Source organism: Mycobacterium sp. 852002-51961_SCH5331710 (genome assembly GCF_001665535.1).
GTDB lineage: Bacteria > Actinomycetota > Actinomycetes > Mycobacteriales > Mycobacteriaceae > Mycobacterium.
This window is the reverse complement of record NZ_LZSQ01000044.1, coordinates 23,558-45,852: the sequence shown is the minus strand read 5'-3', so window position 1 is coordinate 45,852 and position 22,295 is coordinate 23,558. Positions and strand designations below refer to the sequence as shown.

Annotated in this window: 13 protein-coding genes; 10 read left to right on the top strand and 3 right to left on the bottom strand. The window is 60.5% G+C overall.

The features are described 5' to 3' along the window. Positions 1-1,009: 1,009 nt before the first annotated feature. The 6 genes from A5752_RS07270 (at position 1,010) to A5752_RS07245 (ending at position 9,941) form a co-directional block, all read left to right on the top strand. On the top strand, positions 1,010-2,773 hold the full coding sequence (locus A5752_RS07270; protein ID WP_231983347.1) for an ATP-binding protein: 1,764 nt from the start codon (positions 1,010-1,012) through the stop codon (positions 2,771-2,773). 2 nt (positions 2,774-2,775) lie between these two features. Continuing rightward, a complete protein-coding gene (locus A5752_RS07265) occupies positions 2,776-3,936 on the top strand; it encodes an exonuclease SbcCD subunit D (RefSeq protein WP_067083728.1) in 1,161 nt (386 codons plus the stop codon). A gap of 22 nt (positions 3,937-3,958) precedes the next feature. Then, a complete protein-coding gene (locus A5752_RS07260; RefSeq protein WP_197500565.1) occupies positions 3,959-7,354 on the top strand; it encodes an AAA family ATPase in 3,396 nt (1,131 codons plus the stop codon). A 5-nt stretch (positions 7,355-7,359) separates the two neighbouring features. Further along, positions 7,360-8,328, top strand: a complete 969-nt coding sequence (locus A5752_RS07255) for a hypothetical protein (RefSeq protein ID WP_067083724.1) — start codon at positions 7,360-7,362, stop codon at positions 8,326-8,328. An 87-nt stretch (positions 8,329-8,415) separates the two neighbouring features. Further along, a complete protein-coding gene (locus A5752_RS07250; RefSeq protein ID WP_067083722.1) occupies positions 8,416-9,438 on the top strand; it encodes a hypothetical protein in 1,023 nt (340 codons plus the stop codon). Positions 9,439-9,497: 59 nt separating this feature from the next. After that, positions 9,498-9,941: a hypothetical protein gene (locus A5752_RS07245; RefSeq protein WP_067083720.1), complete on the top strand. Its 444-nt coding sequence runs from the start codon at positions 9,498-9,500 to the stop codon at positions 9,939-9,941. Positions 9,942-9,946: 5 nt separating this feature from the next. On the opposite strand, the gene A5752_RS07240 is transcribed toward A5752_RS07245, so the two are convergent. Next, positions 9,947-10,624, bottom strand: coding sequence for a PDDEXK family nuclease (locus A5752_RS07240; RefSeq protein WP_156613682.1), 678 nt, complete (start codon positions 10,622-10,624; stop codon positions 9,947-9,949). Between the two features lie 366 nt (positions 10,625-10,990). Between A5752_RS07240 and A5752_RS07225 the strand changes: the two genes are divergently transcribed. Genes A5752_RS07225 through A5752_RS07215 form a run of 3 tightly spaced genes read left to right on the top strand, consistent with a single transcriptional unit; the run spans position 10,991 to position 18,590 of the window. After that, a complete protein-coding gene (locus A5752_RS07225) occupies positions 10,991-13,948 on the top strand; it encodes a PD-(D/E)XK nuclease family protein (protein WP_156613680.1) in 2,958 nt (985 codons plus the stop codon). After that, positions 13,938-17,252: a UvrD-helicase domain-containing protein gene (locus A5752_RS07220; RefSeq protein ID WP_067083708.1), complete on the top strand. Its 3,315-nt coding sequence runs from the start codon at positions 13,938-13,940 to the stop codon at positions 17,250-17,252. Before A5752_RS07225 ends, A5752_RS07220 begins: the two co-directional genes overlap by 11 nt. Before the next feature lie 12 nt (positions 17,253-17,264). Further along, positions 17,265-18,590 carry a restriction endonuclease gene (locus tag A5752_RS07215; RefSeq protein WP_197500564.1) on the top strand — a complete coding sequence of 442 codons (1,326 nt, stop codon included), beginning with the start codon at positions 17,265-17,267 and terminating at the stop codon, positions 18,588-18,590. Positions 18,591-18,634: 44 nt separating this feature from the next. Here the strand turns inward: A5752_RS07215 and A5752_RS07210 are convergent, their stop codons facing one another. Beyond that, the gene (locus tag A5752_RS07210) at positions 18,635-20,482 is read right to left on the bottom strand and encodes an AAA family ATPase (protein ID WP_156613678.1); all 1,848 of its coding nucleotides are present in this window, start codon (positions 20,480-20,482) and stop codon (positions 18,635-18,637) included. 30 nt (positions 20,483-20,512) lie between these two features. Next, positions 20,513-21,679, bottom strand: a complete 1,167-nt coding sequence (locus A5752_RS07205; RefSeq protein WP_082963790.1) for a DNA cytosine methyltransferase — start codon at positions 21,677-21,679, stop codon at positions 20,513-20,515. Between the two features lie 36 nt (positions 21,680-21,715). Between A5752_RS07205 and A5752_RS27055 the strand changes: the two genes are divergently transcribed. Continuing rightward, positions 21,716-22,195 carry a very short patch repair endonuclease gene (locus A5752_RS27055; protein WP_286159384.1) on the top strand — a complete coding sequence of 160 codons (480 nt, stop codon included), beginning with the start codon at positions 21,716-21,718 and terminating at the stop codon, positions 22,193-22,195. The last annotated feature ends 100 nt before the right edge of the window (positions 22,196-22,295 follow it).

The following is a 22,295-nucleotide window of genomic DNA, read 5'->3' as shown; positions in this document are numbered from 1 at the left end:
CAATATGACATGTCTTGCAAACTAGTCCAAGCTCATAAGGGTCATCGCGCCGCAAGATCCGCTTTCTGACGAACCTGGTGACCCCCATTTGCCGGGTGTATCGATATGTGCTGGTTCGTTCGAATACGGGAGTTTGCGTGGGCATGTCCGTTTCATCGCGCACCTGCGAAGGCGAATGTTGAGGAGTTTCGGACGATAGGATCCGCGAGGACATATCAATTTGCGGGAGCTCCGAATTCGTTGCTGACGCCGACGGTGTAATACGAGCCTCACGAACTGTTGAATTGTCCGCGAGAAGCGTGGTCCGATTTCGCAGACTGTCATCGCTGTCTCTCTTGCCCTCGTGGCTCGGCGAGGAGTTAAGCGTCTGACACTCGGAGTCTGCGTCGGAGTTGTGCGGCTCATCTGGCTGCCGTTCCTCGCCATAGGACGTTGCCGCCGGAGACTCAGTTGAAGCGCAACCGGCTGCCAAATCCCGATCACCCACGGGTGTTGATTCAGGGCAACGAGCCGCGCGGCCATCTTTTTCGTGGCTTGCACCGCGCAGGCGGGTGAGAAGTCTGATGAGCAAGCTCGCAACCGCGACCTCTGACAAGAACCTAAAGACGAGTTTTCGTCTACGCATAGCGCTATTCCCCCAGGTAATCCTCAACACCGTGCATCTCCTCCGAAGCAGTCGAGCCGGCCTCGAGGCCTCGACTCCAGAGGCGCGATCCGAGTATGAGGCACGAATACGACAAACAGGTGTGGTTACGGCTCGACAGCGTCCGGATTAGCAGATCGAAGCATTTCGGTCGTCGGGCTCGAGTGCTCAGTTATCGGCTCCGCCGGCCAAGAAAGATCTAGCGTTTGGCACGCCACGCAGCGCCGCTGAAAGTTCGTGTCGGCAGGTGCGCAAACTCGTCAGCTATGTACACGGTTAGCCGAACCTCTGCCATCTGTCGGTGCGATTCTTTACACTCGGGCCCGGTTGCAGCTAACAAGCTGGCAGCTAAGGGGAGGTTCACACGTGGTCGCTGAAGCGGCGCCAAGTCGCGGTGGTAACGGGGCTGCAGCGCCTGATCCGCAAATTGTCGGCTTGGTGGTCGGCACCGAGGACGCGACCCCACTCGTTTTTCACGTCGCCATCCAGCCTGACGCATACCTACAACTCGACGACGTCGTCGCGACCAGCCGAGAAGTACCCGGCCGCGGCGAAGTCCTAACGTCGGGCATCGTCACTGACGTCCGCTCGCGTCACGAGGGCGCCTCCTTCGGCAGCGACGTGTTCCTCATTTCCGACGGTGTGCTGCCTGCCCGCGTGCAGGAAATCGCCGAGATTACGACCACCCGCGTCGAACCCGAGTGGTACGTCCCTCCCCGACCGGGGGCCGTGGCCAAGCGTGCCACCGGCAAAGAGCGGGAAGCCGCCCTCTACTTCGACCAAATGGAAGATAAGGTGCCCGTCGGCGTGGGTCGCGACGGCGAGACTGTCTATATTGACCTCGACTTCGTCGACGGCACCCGCGGCGCGCATGTTTCCATCAGCGGTATCTCCGGTGTCGCCACCAAGACATCCTTCGCTCTCTTTCTGCTGCACTCACTGTTTGCCGGCAATGTGCTGCCCAATGCCCACAACGCAAAGGCGCTCATCTTTTCCGTCAAGGGCGAGGATTTACTTTTCCTCGACAAGCCCAACAAGCGGCTCGCGGGTGAAGACGGCGACGACCTGAAGGCGGCCTACGCCAAGCTGGGCCTCCCGGCGCACGCGTTCAAGTCTGTCGGGTTCCACGCACCGCCCGTCCCTGGGGACCAGAACGCAAAGCCCAATGTCGTCGGCCGGACGTCTGGGGTAAACACATTCTGGTGGACACTCGAGGAGTTCTGCCGAGATCAATTGCTGCCGTACGTTTTTGCCGACGTGGAGGATGAACGCAGCCAATACACCCTCGTTGTGCATCAGGTCACCGCACAGCTGCGCAACAGCATCGACTCCACCACTACCGACGGCGCCGTCACCATCGACGGCGTGTACTGCAGGACCTACACCGAACTCGTCGACCTGATCTGTGAACGCGTCACGGACCAAGCGTCCATGCAGCAGTGGGCAGGCCCGGCGATCGGCGGCGGCACCGCCAACGCGTTCGTGCGACGGCTGCGGTCTAGCCAGCGCGCACTCAATGACCTGATCCGTGGCGATATCCCCGATCGCCAAACCCGCTCCATCAGCACGGCCAACAACCAAGTAACAGTCGTCGACCTACACAACCTAGTGGAGCGCGCCCAGCGCTTCGTCACAGGTGTCGTGCTCGCTGCCGAGACCGCTCGTAAGGAGGCCGCGGGGCCCGGCAGCCTCCTATTCACGATGCTCGATGAGCTGAACAAGTACGCGCCGCGCGAGGGAAACAGTCCCATCAAGGACGTATTGCTCGATATCGCTGAACGCGGTCGCTCTCTGGGCATCATCCTGATCGGCGCACAGCAGACGGCGAGCGAAGTCGAGCGCCGAATCATCAGCAATAGCGCTATCAAGATCGTCGGCCGACTCGACTCCGCCGAGGCCTCGCGTGCCGAGTACGGCTTTCTTCCGACTGGACAACGCCAGCGCGCGACTATCGCTAAGCCTGGCACGATGTTCGTCAGTCAGCCGGCGATCCCCGTTCCGCTCGCAGTCGAATTCCCCTTTCCTGCCTGGGCTACTCGTGCATCGGAAGTCGACGAAGCACCATCCAGCGTGACCAAGAACACCGCCTTCCCTTCGGGAATTCCCATGCCTAGTGACGCGCCGTTCTAACGATGAGATTCCTTCACACCTCCGACTGGCACGTCGGTAAGACGCTCAAAGGACAGAGCCGACTGGATGAACAGGCGGCCGTCCTGAGCGAGATTGTCGACATCGCGCGGCGAGAGGACGTCGACGCAGTACTAATTCCCGGTGATCTGTACGAGACGTCTTCACCGACCGCCGATGCGCAGCGTCTTGTGGTGCACACCCTCATCGAGCTCAGAAAGACCGGCGCCGAGATCATCACAATGGCCGGAAATCACGACCACGCAGCAACTTTCGATGCCTACAGGCCGTTGATGGCCATTGGAGGCATCCACGTGCTCGGCCAGGTGCGACCAGCACACGATGGCGGCGTGGTGTCGTTCAATGCAAAGTCGACCGGCGAACGCGTCAATGTCGCCGTACTGCCCTTCTTAACGACCCGGTTCGCGGTGCGCGCCGCACAGCTGCTCACCGAGACTCCAGCCGAGCACTCGGGCGCCTACGACCAGCAGATCCGCGATATGATCCGTCACCTGCAATCCGGGTTCACGCCAGACGCTGTCAACATCATGATGGCGCACCTCACCATCACGAACGGTCAGCTGGGCGGTGGTGAACGGACTGCGCAAACAATATTCGACTATTTCGTTCCTGCAACGGCTTTCGGCAGTGAGCCCCACTATGTCGCGCTCGGTCACCTACATCGCCGGCAGATTATGGACGCAGCCTGTCCAGTCCACTATTCAGGCTCCCCCATCGCCGTGGACTTCGGGGAAGAGTCCAACCGCAGCGTGGTGCTTGTCGTCGACGCCAGCCCATCCACTCCGGCCAGAGTCAACGACGTCGAGCTGCTCAACGGTCGGCGGCTACGCACGGTACGGGGAACCGTCGCGGCGCTGACAGCACAGGCCGCCGAGTTCGGTGATGATTACCTACGGGTGTACATCGAAGAGCCCACACGTGCCGGCCTTCGCGAAGAAGTTCTCGAAGTCCTACCAAACGCGCTCGAAGTACGCATCGACGTCGCCTTCGCTCCCGATCGGGAGCGCGAGGCGCCGCCAGATCGAACTGATCGCAATCCGATCGAATTGTTTGACGAGTTCTGTGCCGAGCGCCAGATTCAGGACCCACGGCTTAATTCGCTGTTCGCCCAACTACTCGACGAGACCACCTCAGGCCAAGGCTGATATGCGACCTGTATTGCTCGAAATGGAGGGCTTCGCTTCCTATCGTCAGCGGGCGACCGTCGACTTTCGCGACGCTGACTTCTTTGTCCTCGTAGGTGCGACAGGGTCCGGTAAGAGTACCGTGATCGACGCAATGATCTTCGCGTTGTACGGCACAGTGCCGCGCTGGGGAGAACGCAATGCCGTCGCGCCTGCCCTCGCTCCGACAGTCAACCGCGGAACCGTGCGATTGATCTTCGACGCCGGCGGCCAGCGCTATGTCGCGGCTCGCGACGTTCGACGCAGTAAGAGCGGCGGCGTCACCGTGAAGGAGGCGCGACTCGAACGATTCGTGGAATCCGACGCCGAGGGCACAGTCGACGACGAGACCACACCAATGGCGGTTGGCCGTGACGTCAGTCCCGCGGTGTCCGAGCTTCTCGGACTTACCTTCGAACAATTCACAAAGTCGGTTGCGCTTCCGCAGGGTGAGTTCGCTCAATTCCTCCACGCCACGGGCTCAGAACGGCAAGCTATCCTCAAAAGCCTTCTCGGCTACCGTATTTACGACGAGATAATGCGCAAAGCAGGCGCTCAAGCGACAAACGACGAATCACGCGTCAAGGTATTCGAGGAACAACTTGCGGGCTACGCCGACGCGACCACGGAAAGTGTCGATCACGCACAGACAGCTTTGAACGGCCTACTCATTCTTCAGAAGCACGTCGCCGACGTCGCGATACCAGCGTTGCTCGTATCGCTTCAGCAGGCACAAGACGCGCGCGCCAACGCAGACAAACTAGCCGCTGAGAGAATGGCGCTACTCGCACTCGAGATGCCCTCGAACATCGCGGAACTCGACGCCGAAACAGCAAGCCGAACTGAAGCGGTCGCGAGCGCACGAGCAGAGGTGGCACGCATAGAAGAGCTCGACACAATCGCTCGCGCCACGTTGAAGCAGGCGACACCACGGCATGAGCTTGAGCAGGTGATCGCGAGCTGGCAGACGTTGACCAGGCTCGAGGCAGAGCTGCCTCAGCTGAGAACACAGGCCTCAGTTGCCGCCGCTGATCTCGAAACCGCGACCGCGGCCCTTCTGGCAGCCGACGCGGAGGTCGAACACGCCAGGGAGGTGGCGTCTGAATCTGACAGGGTCGCAGAGACCAGCATGCGGAGGCGCGACGAAATCACCTCGCGACTCGTCGCTGTCGAGTCGCTCAGGCCCCCCGAAGGGCTAGACAACCTTGGCGCCCGACTGCGTCAAGCCGATGTCCATCTCGCAGAGGCCAGATCGGCAATGGACAAGGCCGAAACAGCACAAGTCAATGCCGCAGCTACGCTCAAGGCCTCACCAAACGCCGCCACGATCGCCGACATAGCTAGCGCCCTCGATAACATTCGTGCGGGCCTCGCGGACGACCTCGACAGCGCCGCCGCACGCCAGGAGGAGACCGTTAAGGCTGCAAACGCACGCAAGGAAGTGTCGAGAGCCGAGGAAGCGGTGAGAGACGCCGAACGTGCAGTACACGATGCTCAGCACTTCGACCTGGCCACCACGCTGCGGGCTGGTCTCAAGGTAGGTGACGACTGCCCCGTGTGCGGTCGAACCGTCAAGAAGGAACTGAGCGCAGGTGATTCGATTCACTTGGACGATGCACGTGAGAAGTTGCAACAGGCCCGTGAGGCGCACCAATTCGCCGAGCGCGCTGCGTCCGCGCTCGAAACAGCATGCCGACGCTCAGCGACCCTACGCGAAGAACGGCTAGCACGTTGCGAAACCGAGCGGCTCCGACTCATCGACAGCGTGGCCACGGTCGACATCGAGTTGGGGGCGCTATCGGCGTCGATCAACGATCACAGCGATATCGAGCACTTGGAGTCGGCGCGCGGACGTGCGGAGTCAGTCCTGATAGTTGTCCGCGACAAGCAACGCGAACGGGATGGCTTGGAGGAGCGTCGCCGCACCGCGGACACCGAAGTCGAGGCCGCGCGCAGCACGCTACGAAAAGCCGAGGCCTCAGCTAAGGCAGCTCACGCCGGGGCAGACCATGCGCGCAATGCGCTTCAGACCGCACGCGATTCGGTCAGCAGCTTGTCCCCACCGAAGATCGAAGACGTTGATATCGAATCGGCGTGGAGTGCTCTCTTGGAATGGGCTGCAGAACAAGTCAGTGAGCTGCAAGTTCAAAGCGCGTTATTGGAGACCGCTGCAAAAGAGGCACGCGATAGTGCAACTAGCAAGAAGGCAGCGCTCGCGGCGGCCGAAGCCAAAGCCGTTGGCGCACGTAATGCGGCGATCGAAGCGACCGCGCGCAAGACGGAGGCTGATACGCGACTCGACAACGCAGTCACCCAACAGGCGAGACTTGCAGGAGAACTCACCGATGCCCCCGACGCCGCGCAAGCGCAACAGTTGCTGACCGACGTCATCGCTAAGCAAACCAACGTCGACCAATTGGCGACTGAACTGACCACAGCACGCGATGTTCTCGAAAAAGCCACGAATGCACTGGAAGCAAATACGACAGCGCTATCGGCTAGTTGGCAACAGCTCCGCACCCTCCGTGACCCACTCGCCAGCTTTGGGGCACCGCCACTCGATGACCTCCCGCTGACGGATGCATGGACACTAATGGTGGAGTGGGCACAAGCCGAAGCAGCAGCCCGGGCGGCCAAGATCGACGCGGAGAATGCAGCAGCCGAGCAGGCGGATCTCCGCGCCGCAGACGCACAGGCCGCCCTTATCGCCGCGCTCAATGAGCGCAATGTCGCGGTGGCCGAAGATACCTCCGGAGCTGAGCTGGTAACGACTGCGCCAGTCACCGTGGCGACAGCCGTCGCCACTGCAACTGCTGAGAGAGACAGAGCCCAAGAGAGGGTCAACGAGTCGAGCGAACTACGGGCGAAGCTAGACACTGCGCGGGAAGATGCTGCCGTAGCCCGCAGGCTCGCACAGCTTATGCATGCCAACCAGTTTCAGCAGTGGCTCATTGCGAGTGCGTTGGACACACTGCTGGCTGAGGCCTCCACGATTCTGATGGAGATCTCGGGGAATCAATTCGAATTACGCCGAAAAGAGGGCGATCTCGAGGTGATCGACCACAATGACGCTGACATGTCTCGGCCCGTTAAGACATTGTCGGGCGGCGAAACGTTCCAAGCATCCCTCGCACTCGCGTTGGCACTGTCGTCACAGGTGACCGCCCTGTCCGCGGCCGGCGGCAAGACACTGGAATCAATTCTGTTGGACGAGGGTTTCGGAACCCTTGACGACAACACGCTCGACGTCGTCGCCAGTACGCTAGAGAATCTTGCGGCGGCAGGATCTCGACTAGTAGGGGTAATCACGCATGTTGTGGGTCTAGCCGAACGGATACCGGTGCGGTTCTCTGTTCATCGAGACACGCTCGGCTCTCATATACGGCGCGAAGCAGTCTGAGCAAGATGAAGTTCAGCGTCGACGGATGGGATCCTGCATACGGTCCGGCCTTCGAAGTTGACGAGTTGACGGAGTCCACGGCCGCAGTCGACCCCACGATCGAAACGTCGGCCGACGCGTGGGCACCTATGCCACTCAGTGCTCCAGTTAAGCTGCCGACCAGAGTACTTTTCGTTGACGGCGTGCGACGAACCGACGCCCGCGTCTGGATCGATGACGGCGACCCCGCCTCGGATGGCCAACGCGCCGTTGCAGGGTTATGCGCCAGCTACGCCGCCGGTGTCGTGCAGGCTGAAGGCAACACTGCAGAGGTTGTCATCTCTGAGGTCCGCCGACGGTTGATCACCGAAGCGCACTCAGCCACACACGTCGAGACAGAGGCCGGCAACTACACGCTGCATCACGTCACCGCAAAACCCAACCAGCCGATCGCGCTGACACTGTCCAACGCACTCCAAGAGTCGCTATTGGAACTCGAGGCGATCGTGGCCGCGAACGCCAGAGCCGCCGCGCCTCCCGGCCAAGACGACTTGCTAATTGTCGACGGCCCGATGCGCGGCAAGGCTGAACTGCCGAGAATTCTCGGCTACATCAAGACTCATGGCGCACAGTACCTTCCCCCTGACTTGAACGCCGTCGTCGCCGAGTTGGAGACAGACGAACGCACACCAGTGTTCTCCATTGCGACAGGGTGGCAACGCTACTCGTGGTACCTGCGGCTGCCATGCGCACCTGCAGGACCCTGGACGGGCGTGGTGCGCTTAGAGGCTTCACCCAACCTCGATGTCTCCGGGGTGACGGCGCTTGCGAACCTCAGCCAAGCGTTGCTCAAGCGGTTTGCTTCGGTTGAATATAAGGATAGCCGCGCACCCCAGAACCTGGTGCCAATTGCAGGTCTGGAAAAGGATTTACGTCACCGCCTCGGCGCGGCGCCGGTGCTCTACCGGGCGCTTCGGGTGGCGTCGCATGCTTGATTGCCGTTGGGGCGGGAGCGGCTCGAAGCCGTTGCCGAACAAGCGGGTGCACTCAAGTCAGTGTGACGACGTAGAAGGGTCGGCTGAATGACAGATGTCGGGCTCGACATGATCGAGAGCATCTACCAGCAGCTCATGATCGACGATCGATGGGCCGTGCGTACTGAGCGCGGATTCACCTGGTGGGGTTACCGATTGGCACAACATGTCGAGGTCGGCCACGCAGTCCGGTCCGGCGACCTCGACGTATATCAGCTGAGAATCTGGACGGAGGTCGCGCGGAACGTTAGCGCGGAGGCTGACGTGGCGGCGTTGGTTACACCCGCGAATTTTCACCAGTCGATGAACGCCCTGGTATGGGATCCAGCGTCAGCAACGATCAGAGAATGCTGCACCGCCGTTGTTCATCGGGAGAATATCGGGTGGCTTGGCAAGATCGTTGCTACGGCGGCGATTCTTCAGAACGTTGCTGCGCATACTCGCGCGCATGCAATAGCAGAAGTATGCCGTGGTGAGCCTGCTGCTTCCGACCACCCGAGCTCCGGGCATCGCGCCGAGATGGACGACATCCTCAATGTGCCTCAGGCACTGATCATTCCAGCCGGTGCCGAGCCATCGAAGTACGAGGGCCGATTGTCCGAAGGACTGGGCGATTTCGCCGCCCGAATGGGTTGGGTCGGCAACTCTGACGCCACCGGCGTGGTTTTCGAGGTGCCCTTCACGGGGAACCGGCCATTGTTCATGCAGGATCGCAACGCGCCGGACGTGGCTCTTGAAACGGCCCTCGTTCAAATTTTCACTGACCAACCCCACCCGGAGGCCGGCAACGGTGCCCTCACGGTCATGCAGCTGCCCATATCTCCGGGTTCCGAGCATGCGGCAGCGCTGGCAAACGAACTGAACTTGATCGAGTCTCAGGGTGACTTGCGCGCGCCGCTACTGGGGGCGTGGTGCCCCGACATCTTTTCGAAAGACGGCAACGGCCTGGCGTTCTGCAGCTTCCTGCCCAACCTAATTGCGCGGCCCGGGCTGCTTGAGAACCAGATGGTGTATCAGGGGGCACGGGCTCGTTTCGCTCTCGAACAGCTAGGGCGGCTGGGCGTGCTCTAGCAAAAGTCACGTGCCAATCAAATAACGAGAGAGAACGACGACGGGGGTGTAACAAAAACGTGGATACCATCAGACGTTCCATCGCAGAGGCCGAGCTAGACCAGACAATTCCGATGTACAGCGATGGCGACGACAGGTGGATACGGTACGAGGAGTTGTATGCGGAAGTCGACGCCGAGGGCTCAGCCCTCCCACCCGAGCAGTGGCGCGATGGCTACTGGGACGCCGGCGAGTACATCGTCGAGGCAACTGAGGTCGGCATCTACGAGCGCGTAGACACTGTGGCGATGATTGCGACTCGATACTCCGACGGCAAATCACTATGGACCTACGGGCAGATGCGAGACGAAGTCTTTCCTGCAAAGTCCGATCGACAGCTGACGTACGAAGACTGGCTTGCCGCATCGCTCAACACGGGCGCCTACACAAAGGTCGACGTTATTGAGTACCGGGACGAAGAAGCGGACGAAGTCATACACGAACGTCTTATCGTCGACGGATAGGGCCTTCAGCTGTCGGCTGGGGAGAGGTCGATGCTGACGCTGTACAGCAGCCACTCGGTACGCACGCCGTAGTGTGTGCCGAGCTCTTGAACTCGCGTTGCGAGTTCCGGATTGGCTTGCCCGGTCACAATGATCAACCGCGCACCGGCACGGCCCTCCTTCTTAGCTTGTGCCGATAAGCACGACATGTATCGGGCGGCTTGACCCAACAGCCGGTCGTCACCATCGGCGACCTTCAGTTCGAAGCCAACTAGCTCGTCAGTCTTCTTATCGACGGCGAGCAGGTCGATGATGGCGCTGCCGTCGAGGCGCACCTCCCGGTTGCGGAATCGCAATCCCGCCTTCTTAATGTATGGCAACGCGGCCCAATTCATCGCCAGGAACCGTGAGAGCTCCTTCTCCTCCGCGAACCGCTGGCGGGGTTGCTGAAACTTCGGAATCGGCCGCTTCAGGTCGAAGAAGAATATCCGCGTGTCAGGACCGATACTCGGATCCCTCAAGTTGGGGTGGGTCGCGATCCCGGCAGCGTCAAGTCGTTCGTCGAGCTCCTCGAGCAGCTTCTCAGACTTGCGTTCGTAACCCGCCTGCTGGATCAAAGTACGCAAGTAACTACTCGGGCTCTGCTTCAGATTGGGTGCGGAGTCGCCTTCGCGATCGACGCGCTTCCGCGCTTCGTCGACCAACCTCTGAAGCTTGCCTTCTCTAGTCAATCTCGCCGGCACCGCGTGCCCACCTCCGCAGTTCGATCGCCCGCCGAGCAACGGCGGGCTGGCCTTGTCCTATCACGCCTCCCCAGGCCGCCGCAGGCAAACGTGCTGCTCGAAGGGCTCCAGGTCCGCACCCGTCGCGGGGCCTCGAAACTGATTCGACAACTCGACTGCAAAGCACCGCGCTCATTCGCTTTAATCGAACCCGGACGGCCGAGCACCCGACCATCCGGGAGAGTCAAGATCGAAACGACGACAACTGCCTATGGCCGGCCGGCGATCGAGCACCTGGGCGCCCAGATCTCCGCGCTCAAAGACGGAGATCCCCTTGCACCGGCGACCGTGATCGTCAGATCAAACTTCGTATCGGTGTCGACCCGCCGAGCGTTGGCCGCGCGTCCCAGCGGCATCGCGAACGTCAGCTTCCTCACCCTGCGTCGCCTTGCCGAACAGCTCGCCGGTCCGAGTCTCGCCGAGAGCGGTCGACGACCGCTCTCGGCTCCTCTCATCGCATCCGCTATTCGCGGCGTCTTGTCATCTGAGCCCGGCGTGTTCGCTGCGGTCGCCGGTCACCCCGCAACCGAGCAGGCACTCGCCAGCGCGTATCGAGAGCTAAGGGAAGCTCCCGACTCAAGTCTTGATGAAGTGGCGACTTGCTCGGCCCGTGCAGCAGACATCATCCGAATTCAGCGATCTGCGCGTACCCAACTCGCACCTAACTGGTACGACGAGGAAGATCTGCTTTCCACCGCAGCAGCACTTCTGATGGCCGGTGAGGTGAGGCAGCCAAGTCCCGTCGTCCTTCATCTTCTGACGTCATTTACAGCCGGCGAAGCCGCGATGATCGCCGCACTCGACGATCACCACAGAGTCATCGTGAACGTTGGCGTAGTTGGGGACCACGACGCTGACGCCGCGACCGCCGCGGCATACCAGCTCGCCGACATCGCACTTTCTCACGATGATCCGTTCGAGCCCCCGCTCGCCAACGAGATCCTGAGCGCCAGCGACCCCGATGAAGAGGTGCGCGGCGTAGTCCAAGCGATCGTGGGTTGGATGCACGACGGAATCCGGCTCGGGAATATCGCCGTTCTGTATCCGACTGCTGATCCGTACGCTCGGCTGCTTCAGCAGCAGCTGGAGGCAGCCGACATTGCGGTCAATGGCACGCCAGTCCGCAGCATCGGTGAGATGCTCTACGGTCGCACCATCCACAACCTTCTAGCGCTGTCCGACCGAGACTTTCGGCGTGCGGATGTTCTCGGACTGCTCTCCGACGCGCCAATCCTAGGAAATGAAGGCCGCGTTCCCAGCCGAGCCTGGGAAAGAGTTTCCCGTCTGGCAGGCATCGTCCATGGTGACGACTGGGATGGTCGACTCCGGGGGTGGGCTGCCGCACAGCGTGAACGAGCAGACGCAGATTTCGCCGAAGGTCTTGAGTGGCGTGCTGACCACCGCCGTCGAGATGCGGACCGCGCAGACGAGCTGTCCGCCTTCGTTATCGAACTCCGGCGTGATCTCAATAACCGCCACCCGGATCAATCGTGGCGCGAGACCGTCGCCTGGCTGACCGACCTCGCCGGCAAGTACCTCGGCGGTGACCGGCGACGCATGTCATGGCCGCCCGACGAGGGCGACGCAGCGCACCGGATTGAGGAATTGCTGGACCGACTGGCCGGCTTGGACGCGCTCGGCGGATCTCCTCCGAGCATAGAGCTGTTTCGGCGCACCCTCGAAAGCGAACTGGCAGTGACGCTTCGAAGGGTCGGGCGGCCCGGCGACGGCGTTTTCGTCGGCCAAGTGTCAGCCGCAGCGGGGATGCTTTTCGACCGCGTCGCAATCCTTGGCCTGTCCGAAGGACGCTTCCCGACGCGCAGGTTGGAGGACTCCCTCCTCCCCGACGTCGAGCGCGAGGCCGCCGACGGCCACCTGCAGTTGCGGGCGCATCGCGTCCTGGATGACCGGCGCGATCTGCTCGCCGCAGTGGCAAGCGCCGATGCGACATTGCTCTCCCATTCCCGAGGCGATCTGCGCCGGTCGACTGACCAGCCCGCGTCGCGCTGGCTTCTGGCAGACGCCGCCCGCCTTGCCGGTGTCGCCCATGTCGACTCCGACGAACTCGCCGGTTACGCCGATGAGGCATGGCTGACTTACACCCCTTCATTTGCTGGGGGGCTGGCGCGCACGGGTGTCTATTGCAACGAGCAGCAGCTTCGTCTCGCTGCCATCGCCCGAGTAACGGTCGACCATCCGCTGCTCGCTGACGACCGGCCGTCGCAGGCGGCACTACAGGTAGTACGCGCCCGACGCAGCACCGACTTCACCCGCTTTGACGGCAACCTTGCCCATCTCGCTACCGAAATCGGCCTCCCTGAACACATTTCGCCGTCTCGACTCGAAGCATGGGCTAAGTGTCCGCGGACATACTTGTTGGGCCATGTGTTGGGGATCGAACGCGTTGAGGAACCTGAACGGCGATTCGAGATCGACCCACTTACGAGGGGTTCCATGGTTCACTCGATCCTCGAAGACTTCATCCGCACCGCACTGGACACTGGACACCGGCTCGACACGTGGACCGAAGCCGACCACATCCGCCTCCAGGAGATCGCTGCGCAGCACTTCGAGCGAGCCGAAATGCAAGGCAATACCGGCCGTGCCATACTCTGGCGCGCTGAACGAGTCCGCCTTGCGGGCGAACTCGACAAGCTGCTCACGGTCGACGCTCAACGGCTCGAGGAAGGTTATCGTCCCGTGGCGGCTGAAATGGGCTTCAGCGGCGTCCCAATCGAACTACCCAGCGGCCACACAATCCGCATGAGGGGCTCAATCGACAGGATCGACCGCCACTCGGATGGATCGCTGGCCGTCATCGACTACAAGACCGGAAGTGCGAGCGGCTACGCCGGGCTGAGTGAATCGAACCCGCATCACAATGGCCGGCAGCTGCAATTATTCGTGTACTCGGAGGCGGCACGTGCCGAATACCCCGACGCCTGCGAGGTCCGCGCAGACTACTGGTTCACCAAAGATGCTAGACAGCAGGGATATCCGATCACAGCGACTATCCGCCAGCTGGTAACTGAGGCCATTGACACCATCGTGATCGGAATCGGCGCAGGGGTGTTTCCAGCGCATCCGGTCGACCGACCAACCTGGGGGTGGGTGGACTGCTGGTACTGCACTCCCGATGGGCTAAGCGACCAGCACGCCCGCCGCGAGTGGGAGCGGAAGAAGAACGATCCTGCGCTGGCCGTCTACGGTGCGCTGTTAGCCGAGGTTGGTGACAATGTCGACTGACCTTATAACCGACCGCTCTGCGCGCGACGCAGTCATAAATGATCTCGACAGCACCATATTCCTTGAAGCCGGTGCAGGATCGGGCAAGACATCGTGTCTGGTGAATCGATTTGTTGCGCTTGTGGAATCGGGAGTACCCGCCGACCACGTTGCGGCGATAACTTTCACGGAGAAAGCTGCTGCAGAACTCGTCGACCGCATCCGCGCTGAGCTGCGTCGCCGCGCCCCGAAGAATGACGCATGCCGCGACGCGCTGCTGGTACTCGACAGCGCTGCGATCGGTACGCTCCACTCTTTCGCTCAGCGCATACTCACCGAACATGCCATCGAGGCGGGCCTACCGCCGCGATTTTCGGTTAACGATGAGATCGCCTCGCAGGTTGCATTTGAGACCCGGTGGGAACAGTTCGCGGATAACCTGCTGGATGACGCCGATCTCGAGATGCCGTTAAGACTTCTCTTCGCAAGTGGCGGCAGGCCCAAGCACCTTCGCGATGTCGCCGTTGCATTCAACGCAAACTGGGACCTGGTCGCCGATCGTATCGACACGGCACTACCGCCAATTCCATCCGTCGATGTCAGTGACATCCTTAAAGGTCTCACTGAGGTCATAGCTCTCGCGGAACACTGCACTAGCGAAAATGACCTGCTATTCCGTCATTTGACTACTAGCGTGACTGAGTTCGAGAGCCGACTGCGCGATGCTGTCGACGACGACGGCCGACTGCAACTGCTCGATGCACCGAAGCTGAAAACGGCTAAAGGGCAAGCACTCAACTGGGCAAGCATTGGCGTCCAAGTTATTCGAGACCGGCTGAGCGACCTCCAGGAAGCATGCGCGGCGCTGCGCTCTACAGTGCTCGAGGGAGTCCTACAACTGCTCGGAACGTCTTTGGCTCGATTCACAGTCGCAAGCGCCGACGTCAGGAGAGAAACAGGTGAACTCGAGTTTCACGACCTTCTAGTGCTAGCACGTGACATGCTTCGGCACGAAGCCACGGGACCTGCAGTCCGTCACACCTTGGCACGCCGCTACGAGCGGCTCTTGCTTGACGAGTTCCAGGACACCGATCCGATTCAGATCGAGATCGCCGTACTGATCGCGTCGGACGATCCTGATGCAGGACAGAAGGATTGGTCGACAGTTGAAGTGGCTCCCGGCCGTATCTTCTTCGTCGGCGACCCCAAGCAGTCGATCTACCGGTTTCGAAGAGCCGACATCGGCCTATTTATGAAAGCGCGCGACGACCTCGTGGGCGCATCATTGCAACTCAGCCAGAACTTCCGCACTGGAGACGCGGTTATCAAGTGGGTGAACGCAACGTTCACCCAGCTGATCGTGCGAGAAGGATTATCACAACCCGAGTACCAAGCGCTTATCGCCGAGCGCGACGATCCTGAGGTGGGGCCATCGGTCGCATTCTTCGGTCAGGAGCACCAAACCCGAATATCAGCTGATGAACTTCGGGGCAAAGAAGCTGCCGACGTATCGGCGACGATTCGTCGGGCCATCCGCAAAGGATGGTCCGTCGCGGAACGCACACCCTCACATGAGGACATCTGGCGCCCTGCTCGTTGGAGCGATATCGCCGTCCTGCTGCCTGCGCGCACGTCGCTGCCATTTCTGGAGCGCACCCTCGAAGATGCCGGTATTCCCTTTCGCGCCGAGACATCATCGCTAGTGTATGGAACCCGGGAAGTGCGCGAATTAATGTTGGTCGCGCGCGCAGTTGAAGATCCGACGGACTCGTTGGCCGTCGTGAGCGCCTTGCGCACAACAGCATTTGGTTGCGGCGACGACGATCTGTTCGTGTGGAGGAAGCGTTACGGCGGCGCCTGGGATCACCAGGCCGCGCTCCCCGACGGTGCGCCCGTCGACCACCCAGTCGCACGAGGCATCGCATGGATGCGCGAACTTCATCGAGAGCGCCAGTGGTTGTCGCCGAGCCAAGTCATCGATCGGGTATTGCGCGAGCGGCGGTTCTTCGAACTGGCGGCTGCGGAGCGCAGGCCGCGCGACCTCTGGCGGCGGCTGAGATTCGTCATCGACCAGTGCCGTGCGTGGGAGGAAGCCGGCGGTGGGACGTTACGTGAATATCTGCAATGGGTGGAAGGTCAGTCGGGTGAAGGTACACGGGTCATCGAGACAGTACTGCCCGAAACCGACGACGACGCAGTTCGAATTCTGACTGTCCACGGCGCGAAGGGGCTGGAGTTTCCCGTTGTGATCTTGTCGGGAATGACCACACTGATGAGATCGCAAGCGCGCGGTGTCGAGGTTCGCTTTCCCGAGTCATCTGGCTGGGCGATCAAACTCTCGAAGAGGTTGTCTACCAGTGACTTCGAAGATACCGAACCCGTGGAAGAACAGATGGATCACCATGAGCGGCTTCGACTCTTGTACGTCGCCACAACTCGAGCGCGGGACCATCTCGTCATCTCCACGCATCGGAACCCGCGCGGCAACCGAGTGTCACCGACCTCCGCGGAGGTTCTTCATGAGGCTGGATGGAACCCTGAGCTGGCGGTTCACCTCGACTATTCCGATGAGCCATCAGAGGGCTCGCCTACGGCGACCTCCATTGGAGAAGTAGCTATATTGCCCACATTGTCCGAATGGCAATCGGCTCACGACGCTGCATTGATTAGCGCGTCACGTCCGATAGCGACATCGGCGACTCAACTGGCGAGAGAAGCAGCGGCACAACGTGAGTCGAATGCAACTCCGCAGGATGGCCTCAAGAAGGGGGCTAAGGACATCGATCTGCCTCCGTGGCAGAAAGGCAGGTACGGCAGTGCGATCGGACGCGCCGTTCACGGAGTGCTTCAGGTAGTAGATCTAGCGACCGGGGATGGGTTGACCTCGGCATGCGCTGCGCAGGCCGCCGCAGAAGGGGTTCTTGGTAAGGAGGACGTGATCGAGGCACTCGCGCGAGCAGCGCTGGATTCCGCCGTCGTCAAGAGCGCTGCGGCCAGCCGTCATTGGCGGGAGGTCTATGTCGGAGTGCCCTGGGAGGATGCGTTGCTCGAGGGCTACATCGACCTGCTCTTCGAAGATGACAACGGCCTAGTAGTTGTTGACTACAAGACCGACGCGTGGAACTCGGACAGCGAGCTCGAGGCGAAAGTTGCCCTGTACCGCGTTCAACTTCAGGCCTATGCCGACGCCATCCGCATCGCTGTCGACCGCAAAGTTACCCAGGCGCTACTGCTATTTCTTCGACCGCACATGTCCGTGACTCGCTCGGTCATTCTCGCCGATTCCCCTGACACGGCTCTCCCGGGCGCAAGCCACCGACGTTGAAGGACAACGACGATGCTTCAGCCAAAAAGCGACAGCACTGCCAGGACGATGCGCATCACACAGGTGTATCGCTACCCGCAAGAACCCGCAGAAGAAGAACCCTTCATCGACGGCTTCCCGAACTATTACTACGCGACTGTTGACCCCAAAGGTACGCAACTCCAACTGGAGTCCGGGATCAACCGCGCGCGGATGGTAAGGGCCGAGGGAGGCACCCGAAGACCCGTAATTGCGCTGCGATCCAGCCCAGCCAAGGCCGGCGGCGAGATCACGCCGTGGCACGATGTGTTCGAACTGGATCACGGCTATGTTCGCTACTTCGGCGATCACAAGCGGTCAACGCCCGGCGTAGTCGGAAGCAGCGTGGGCAATAAGGCACTTTTCGACGCAGCGCTCCTGCACCAGGCAAAGACGGCCGACGAACGTATGCTCGCACCGCCGATCGCAGTTTTCCGTGGTGTCACTGAGGGTGGCGTCGCAAAGGGATACGTCGAGTTCTGCGGAGTCGCTGTTATCGAGCGTGTGGAGATAATTGTGCAGCGAGATCCGAAGAGCAACATGAGCTTCGCAAACTACGTTTTTGATCTTGCGGTCCTGAAGGCCGACGCCGAGAGTGAGTTCGTCGACTGGCGTTGGATCGACGATCGACGAAACCCGGACGTACCTCTGGGCGAAACGCCGCGTCATGCACCCAAGGCTTGGCGAAACTGGGTCGAGTACGGCAATACAGCCCTGCCTCGATTGCGCCGACAAGTACTTAGTTCGCGTCTGCTCTCGAGGACCGACCAACAACCGACTGTGGGCTCCGCTGATGAGAAAGTACTTAAACAGATCTATACGTTCTACGACCAAAGCAAGCACGCGTTCGAGCTGCTTGCGTCTAAGGTGGCCGCCGACGTGTTGGGGCGCGGCGGAACACGCTACCGAGAGGGATGGATCACCCGAGGGGGTGGCGACGGCGGGGCTGACTTCGTTGGCCGGCTCGATGTGGGAGTCGGACATGCCATGACATCGCTTGTCGTTCTCGGACAAGCAAAATGCGTATTGCTTTCGACGAGCATCAGCGCGGAACAACTTGCTCGCATCGTCGCCCGCCTGCGTCGCGGTTGGGTCGGCGTGTATGTCACGACGGGCGTGTTCAGCAGGTCGGCACAGATTGAGATGTATGACGACCAGTATCCAATAGTCCTGATCGATGGGCGAACGCTGGCAGACAGCGTGCGCCGCATGGCGATGGACAGCCACGGAGGCGATCTCGCAACATTATTGACGACCACCGCCAGTGACTACGAGTCGTCAATTAGCTTTCGGCGGCCGGAGGAAATCCTGTCGATATGAGAGCGACGAGCGCGCCATCAGGGCGCTACTCTTACAAACGGCGATCACCAGTTGATGATTCGCGCGACTGTCGCATGCACGTTGCGCAAAAGGTCGCAGTCGGCGGCGAGATCCGCCAACTGCGCACTCTGGAACTCAAGAATTTGTTTGGACGTTACTGTTTCGTGGTCCGTGAGGTGGTACTTGTCTCGAACTTTGCCCTCCCAGAATGACTTCCATCCGCCAGGTGGTTTCGTAGCGCTCGGATCAACCTCCAGGGCGAGGGCTTCCTCCGGAGCACGGCCCGGGAGAAAACCCAGATGTAAGTTGGCCCATCCGATACACGCATGAAGGATTTCTGCGTCTCGACCTCCCCCCGAATCCGAGTAGAGATTCGGCCGCGTCTTATGGAATTGCTCGAACCACAGCTGCGTCAGAGCGTCAGTGTCCGACTGCGCCCTCGCCGCATCTGCCGCCGGCCCAATATTGCGTGTCGGATCTGCCGTCGCAGGCTGCTGATCTCCGTCGAGCAGGATGCCGCACTTCTCGACGAGACTAACGGCGAAGGTCGGGAGCACGTTCTGCACGATTCCATCAGCACCGCCAGGAAACGGAACCACGTCGAGTGTGTCGAACTTTGTGGGCGCATGGCGGCGAAGCGAAGCTCGGACAATCTCCGCGGCGAGCTCATCTTCTACGATCAGACGAGGCCGGGTCGGACCCGCTGTTGTCTGACCAAGGTGGGCGAACGCCTCCGTTGGTGAACACCCGTCAGCAACCAGGACGACTCGCTGTCGACTGTTGTCGAAGCCGAAGACCTTGATTGCTTCGTCAGGCAAGCGTTCTGCCAAAGATGGCGAGTGCGTTGATATTACGACCTGATGCCCGTGCTCAAGGACCTCGCGCTCGACGAACTTCATTAGTTCAATCTGGGCACCGGGGTGAAGCGAGACCTCCGGCTCGTCAAGAAGAATCAGAGATCTCGCCTGCGCACGTCTTATCGCGTCGACGAGACGAACGACCGCGTACTCGCCGCTGCCGGCGTGTGCTTCAGAGTACGTCGCCCCCGCTCCCTCGAGATGCAGTCGGACGGTGTATCCGGTAGGACCAAAAAACCGATGTTCAACAATTGCAACTTTGTCGATCGGCTTCCCTAGAATTGTTGAGATAGCGGTTATATCGGCCGCAGCCATAAAGCGCACCGGCTTAATCAATTTCTTCCGCTGGGCCTTCGGCAGTGACTTGTCCGAAAGCGCACGCGCGATCCATCTGGACCAAAGCACAGCCTTGTATCGCTTCTGGGTCGCATCTGGAGTCCAGTGATTGAATGCCTGGTGGTGTATAAACTTATCGAAAGCGCTTAGTTCGCTCCTAAAATCAAGGTATAGAACATTCTTCTGAATCTGATTCCAACGGTCTCGATTTTTCGAGAGTCGATCGTCATAGCCTGAGGCCGGAATCTCTGCCATACCGTCAGATTCGACCCTTTTCGTCGGCTCCCAGTAGTCGGGATCGCGCTTTCCTCTAAGCTGAGCGGGGACATCTGCCGACCGGTATTTCTTTGATCCACGGTATTTTCGACACTCAGCGAGTGGACCATCACGCTCGAATCGGTACTTATAGATGAAGCGGTGAGTAGCCCCTGCACGCGGCCCTTGATCGATATCATCTACCTCGGTCGAGAACCAGAACTCGGCGAGACTACGTCCCTCCGGAGCCGCAGAAATGGCCTGAAGTACAGAAGATTTATTCGTGCCATTGGGCCCCACGAGCGCGACGATTGGCCAGTTCAATTGCACGGTCAATCCATCCAACAAGGATTTATACATTGGGAATCGAATTTCTTCAATGTACGGCAGGAAGCCCTCAGAATTTTCAAACTTATTTGCAATTTTATCGCGTATGCCAGTCACCAAGTTAAGCCGTCCAATCGGCGTACATTGTCAGCCTGACGATCTCTCGAATGCGCCTATTAACAATCGCCCGATTGCCTTGCCAAGAGGAATCGGAACGGCGTTGCCGATCTGGCGTGCAATCTCCTCGCGTGTCCCGACCCACCGATAGTCCTCCGGAAACCCCTGGATAAGGGCGGCCTCATAGTGCGTAATGACGCGGTCTTGATCCGGATGTATGTAGCGACCCTTCTCCGGCTTGAAGAACTCGGTGCGAATGGTCACTGATGGCTTCTCCCAACTCAGCCGGCCCATGACATCACCGGTTCCTCTGCTGTGCTTCAGCCAGCAATCAGGCTTCAGATGGTTCGGTAATTCTGCTCGGCTGCCGCCATTGCGTGAAATTGCTTTGAATCGATCGAGCGACAGCTGTGTGTAGAAGCGTCCGAAGTGGAGGTCGCGCGTGAAGAAGACCCCCGGCAACTCCTCCCCTCGGAACTCGATTGTGCCGTCCGGAATACCGATTCGATCGACGGCACGAGGCACGCCATGAAGCGCCTCTGCGAGAGAGCGGTGCTTACCTGCATCGCTCGGCTCGGGCAAGCCGAGCGATGCGACATCTTTGTGGTGGCCAATAACGATCACTCGTTTGCGCGCCTGGAACGCGCCGAAATCCGCTGCGTTCAGGACATCGAAATCAATCTCATAGTCCTTGAGGATCCCGTCTTCGAGCGCCTCCCGGAACACACCCCACTGGTTGGACTTCAGGAAGGCAGGAACGTTCTCCAACACGAAGTACTTCGGCGCTGCCTTCTGAACAGTCTGCGCATACATGCGCCAGAGCTCGTTCCTGTGCGCGCCGACGCCATCGCGGTTGAGTGTCGAGAAGCCTTGACATGGTGGCCCCCCAACGACCACGTCAACCTGTGGGACGGCATCTTCGGCGAGCCAGTCTTCGATCGCGCCGGCGAACACGGGTCCGCCTTCGACCCTTCCTTCGCGGAGGCGTCCGCCGTGATTGAGGGTGTAAGTAGCGGCAGCGGTAAGCTCCCACTCCACTGCCCGAAGGGGCTTGAATCTCCTGCCGGCAGCAGTATTAAGCCCTTCCGACAACCCCCCCGCCCCTGCGAACAGATCCAACGTCGTGATCTTCGCGACCCGTTTCCGTGACGTCGACAGCGCTGGCGCGGAGTCCGCTAGGGTCGAGGAAGTCGGCATGGTACGTCAGATTAGCCGGCACTGGGAGGACATGCCATGACGATCTCGGCGGTTTCCTCTAAAGCCGTTGCTGTCGCTACATCCCGACGCATGTCCCGTCAACGAACTCGTGATACCGAACCCGAAATGCTCCTCCGACGCGAGCTCCATCGACGAGGTCTGCGGTACCGAGTCGACGCGGCGCTTCCCGGACTGCCGCGCCGACGCGCGGACCTTCTGTTTACTCGCGCCAGAGTCGCGGTGTTCGTCGACGGGTGCTTCTGGCACGGCTGTCCCGACCACAAGACCGCGCCGGCCTCCAACGGCGCGTGGTGGACGGCCAAACTCGCCCGAAATATCGAGCGGGATCGCGAGACAGATGCTCATCTGCGCTCCTCCGGATGGACTGTGCTCCGAGTTTGGGAGCATGAGGCCATAGAACACGCGGCCACCGACATTGAACGCATCGTCCGAGCCAGCAGGCTTTGCGCAGCCGCCTCTGACGCCGATGCATCGGGTTCGGATCGAACGGGGTAAACGACACCGCGTCGGGCGCTGCTCCCGAAGCCGCTTCGATAATTGCGCGATGTCGCCGTGCATCCAGGCTTCCTTATTCCTGACCTCCATGTAGCTGTCG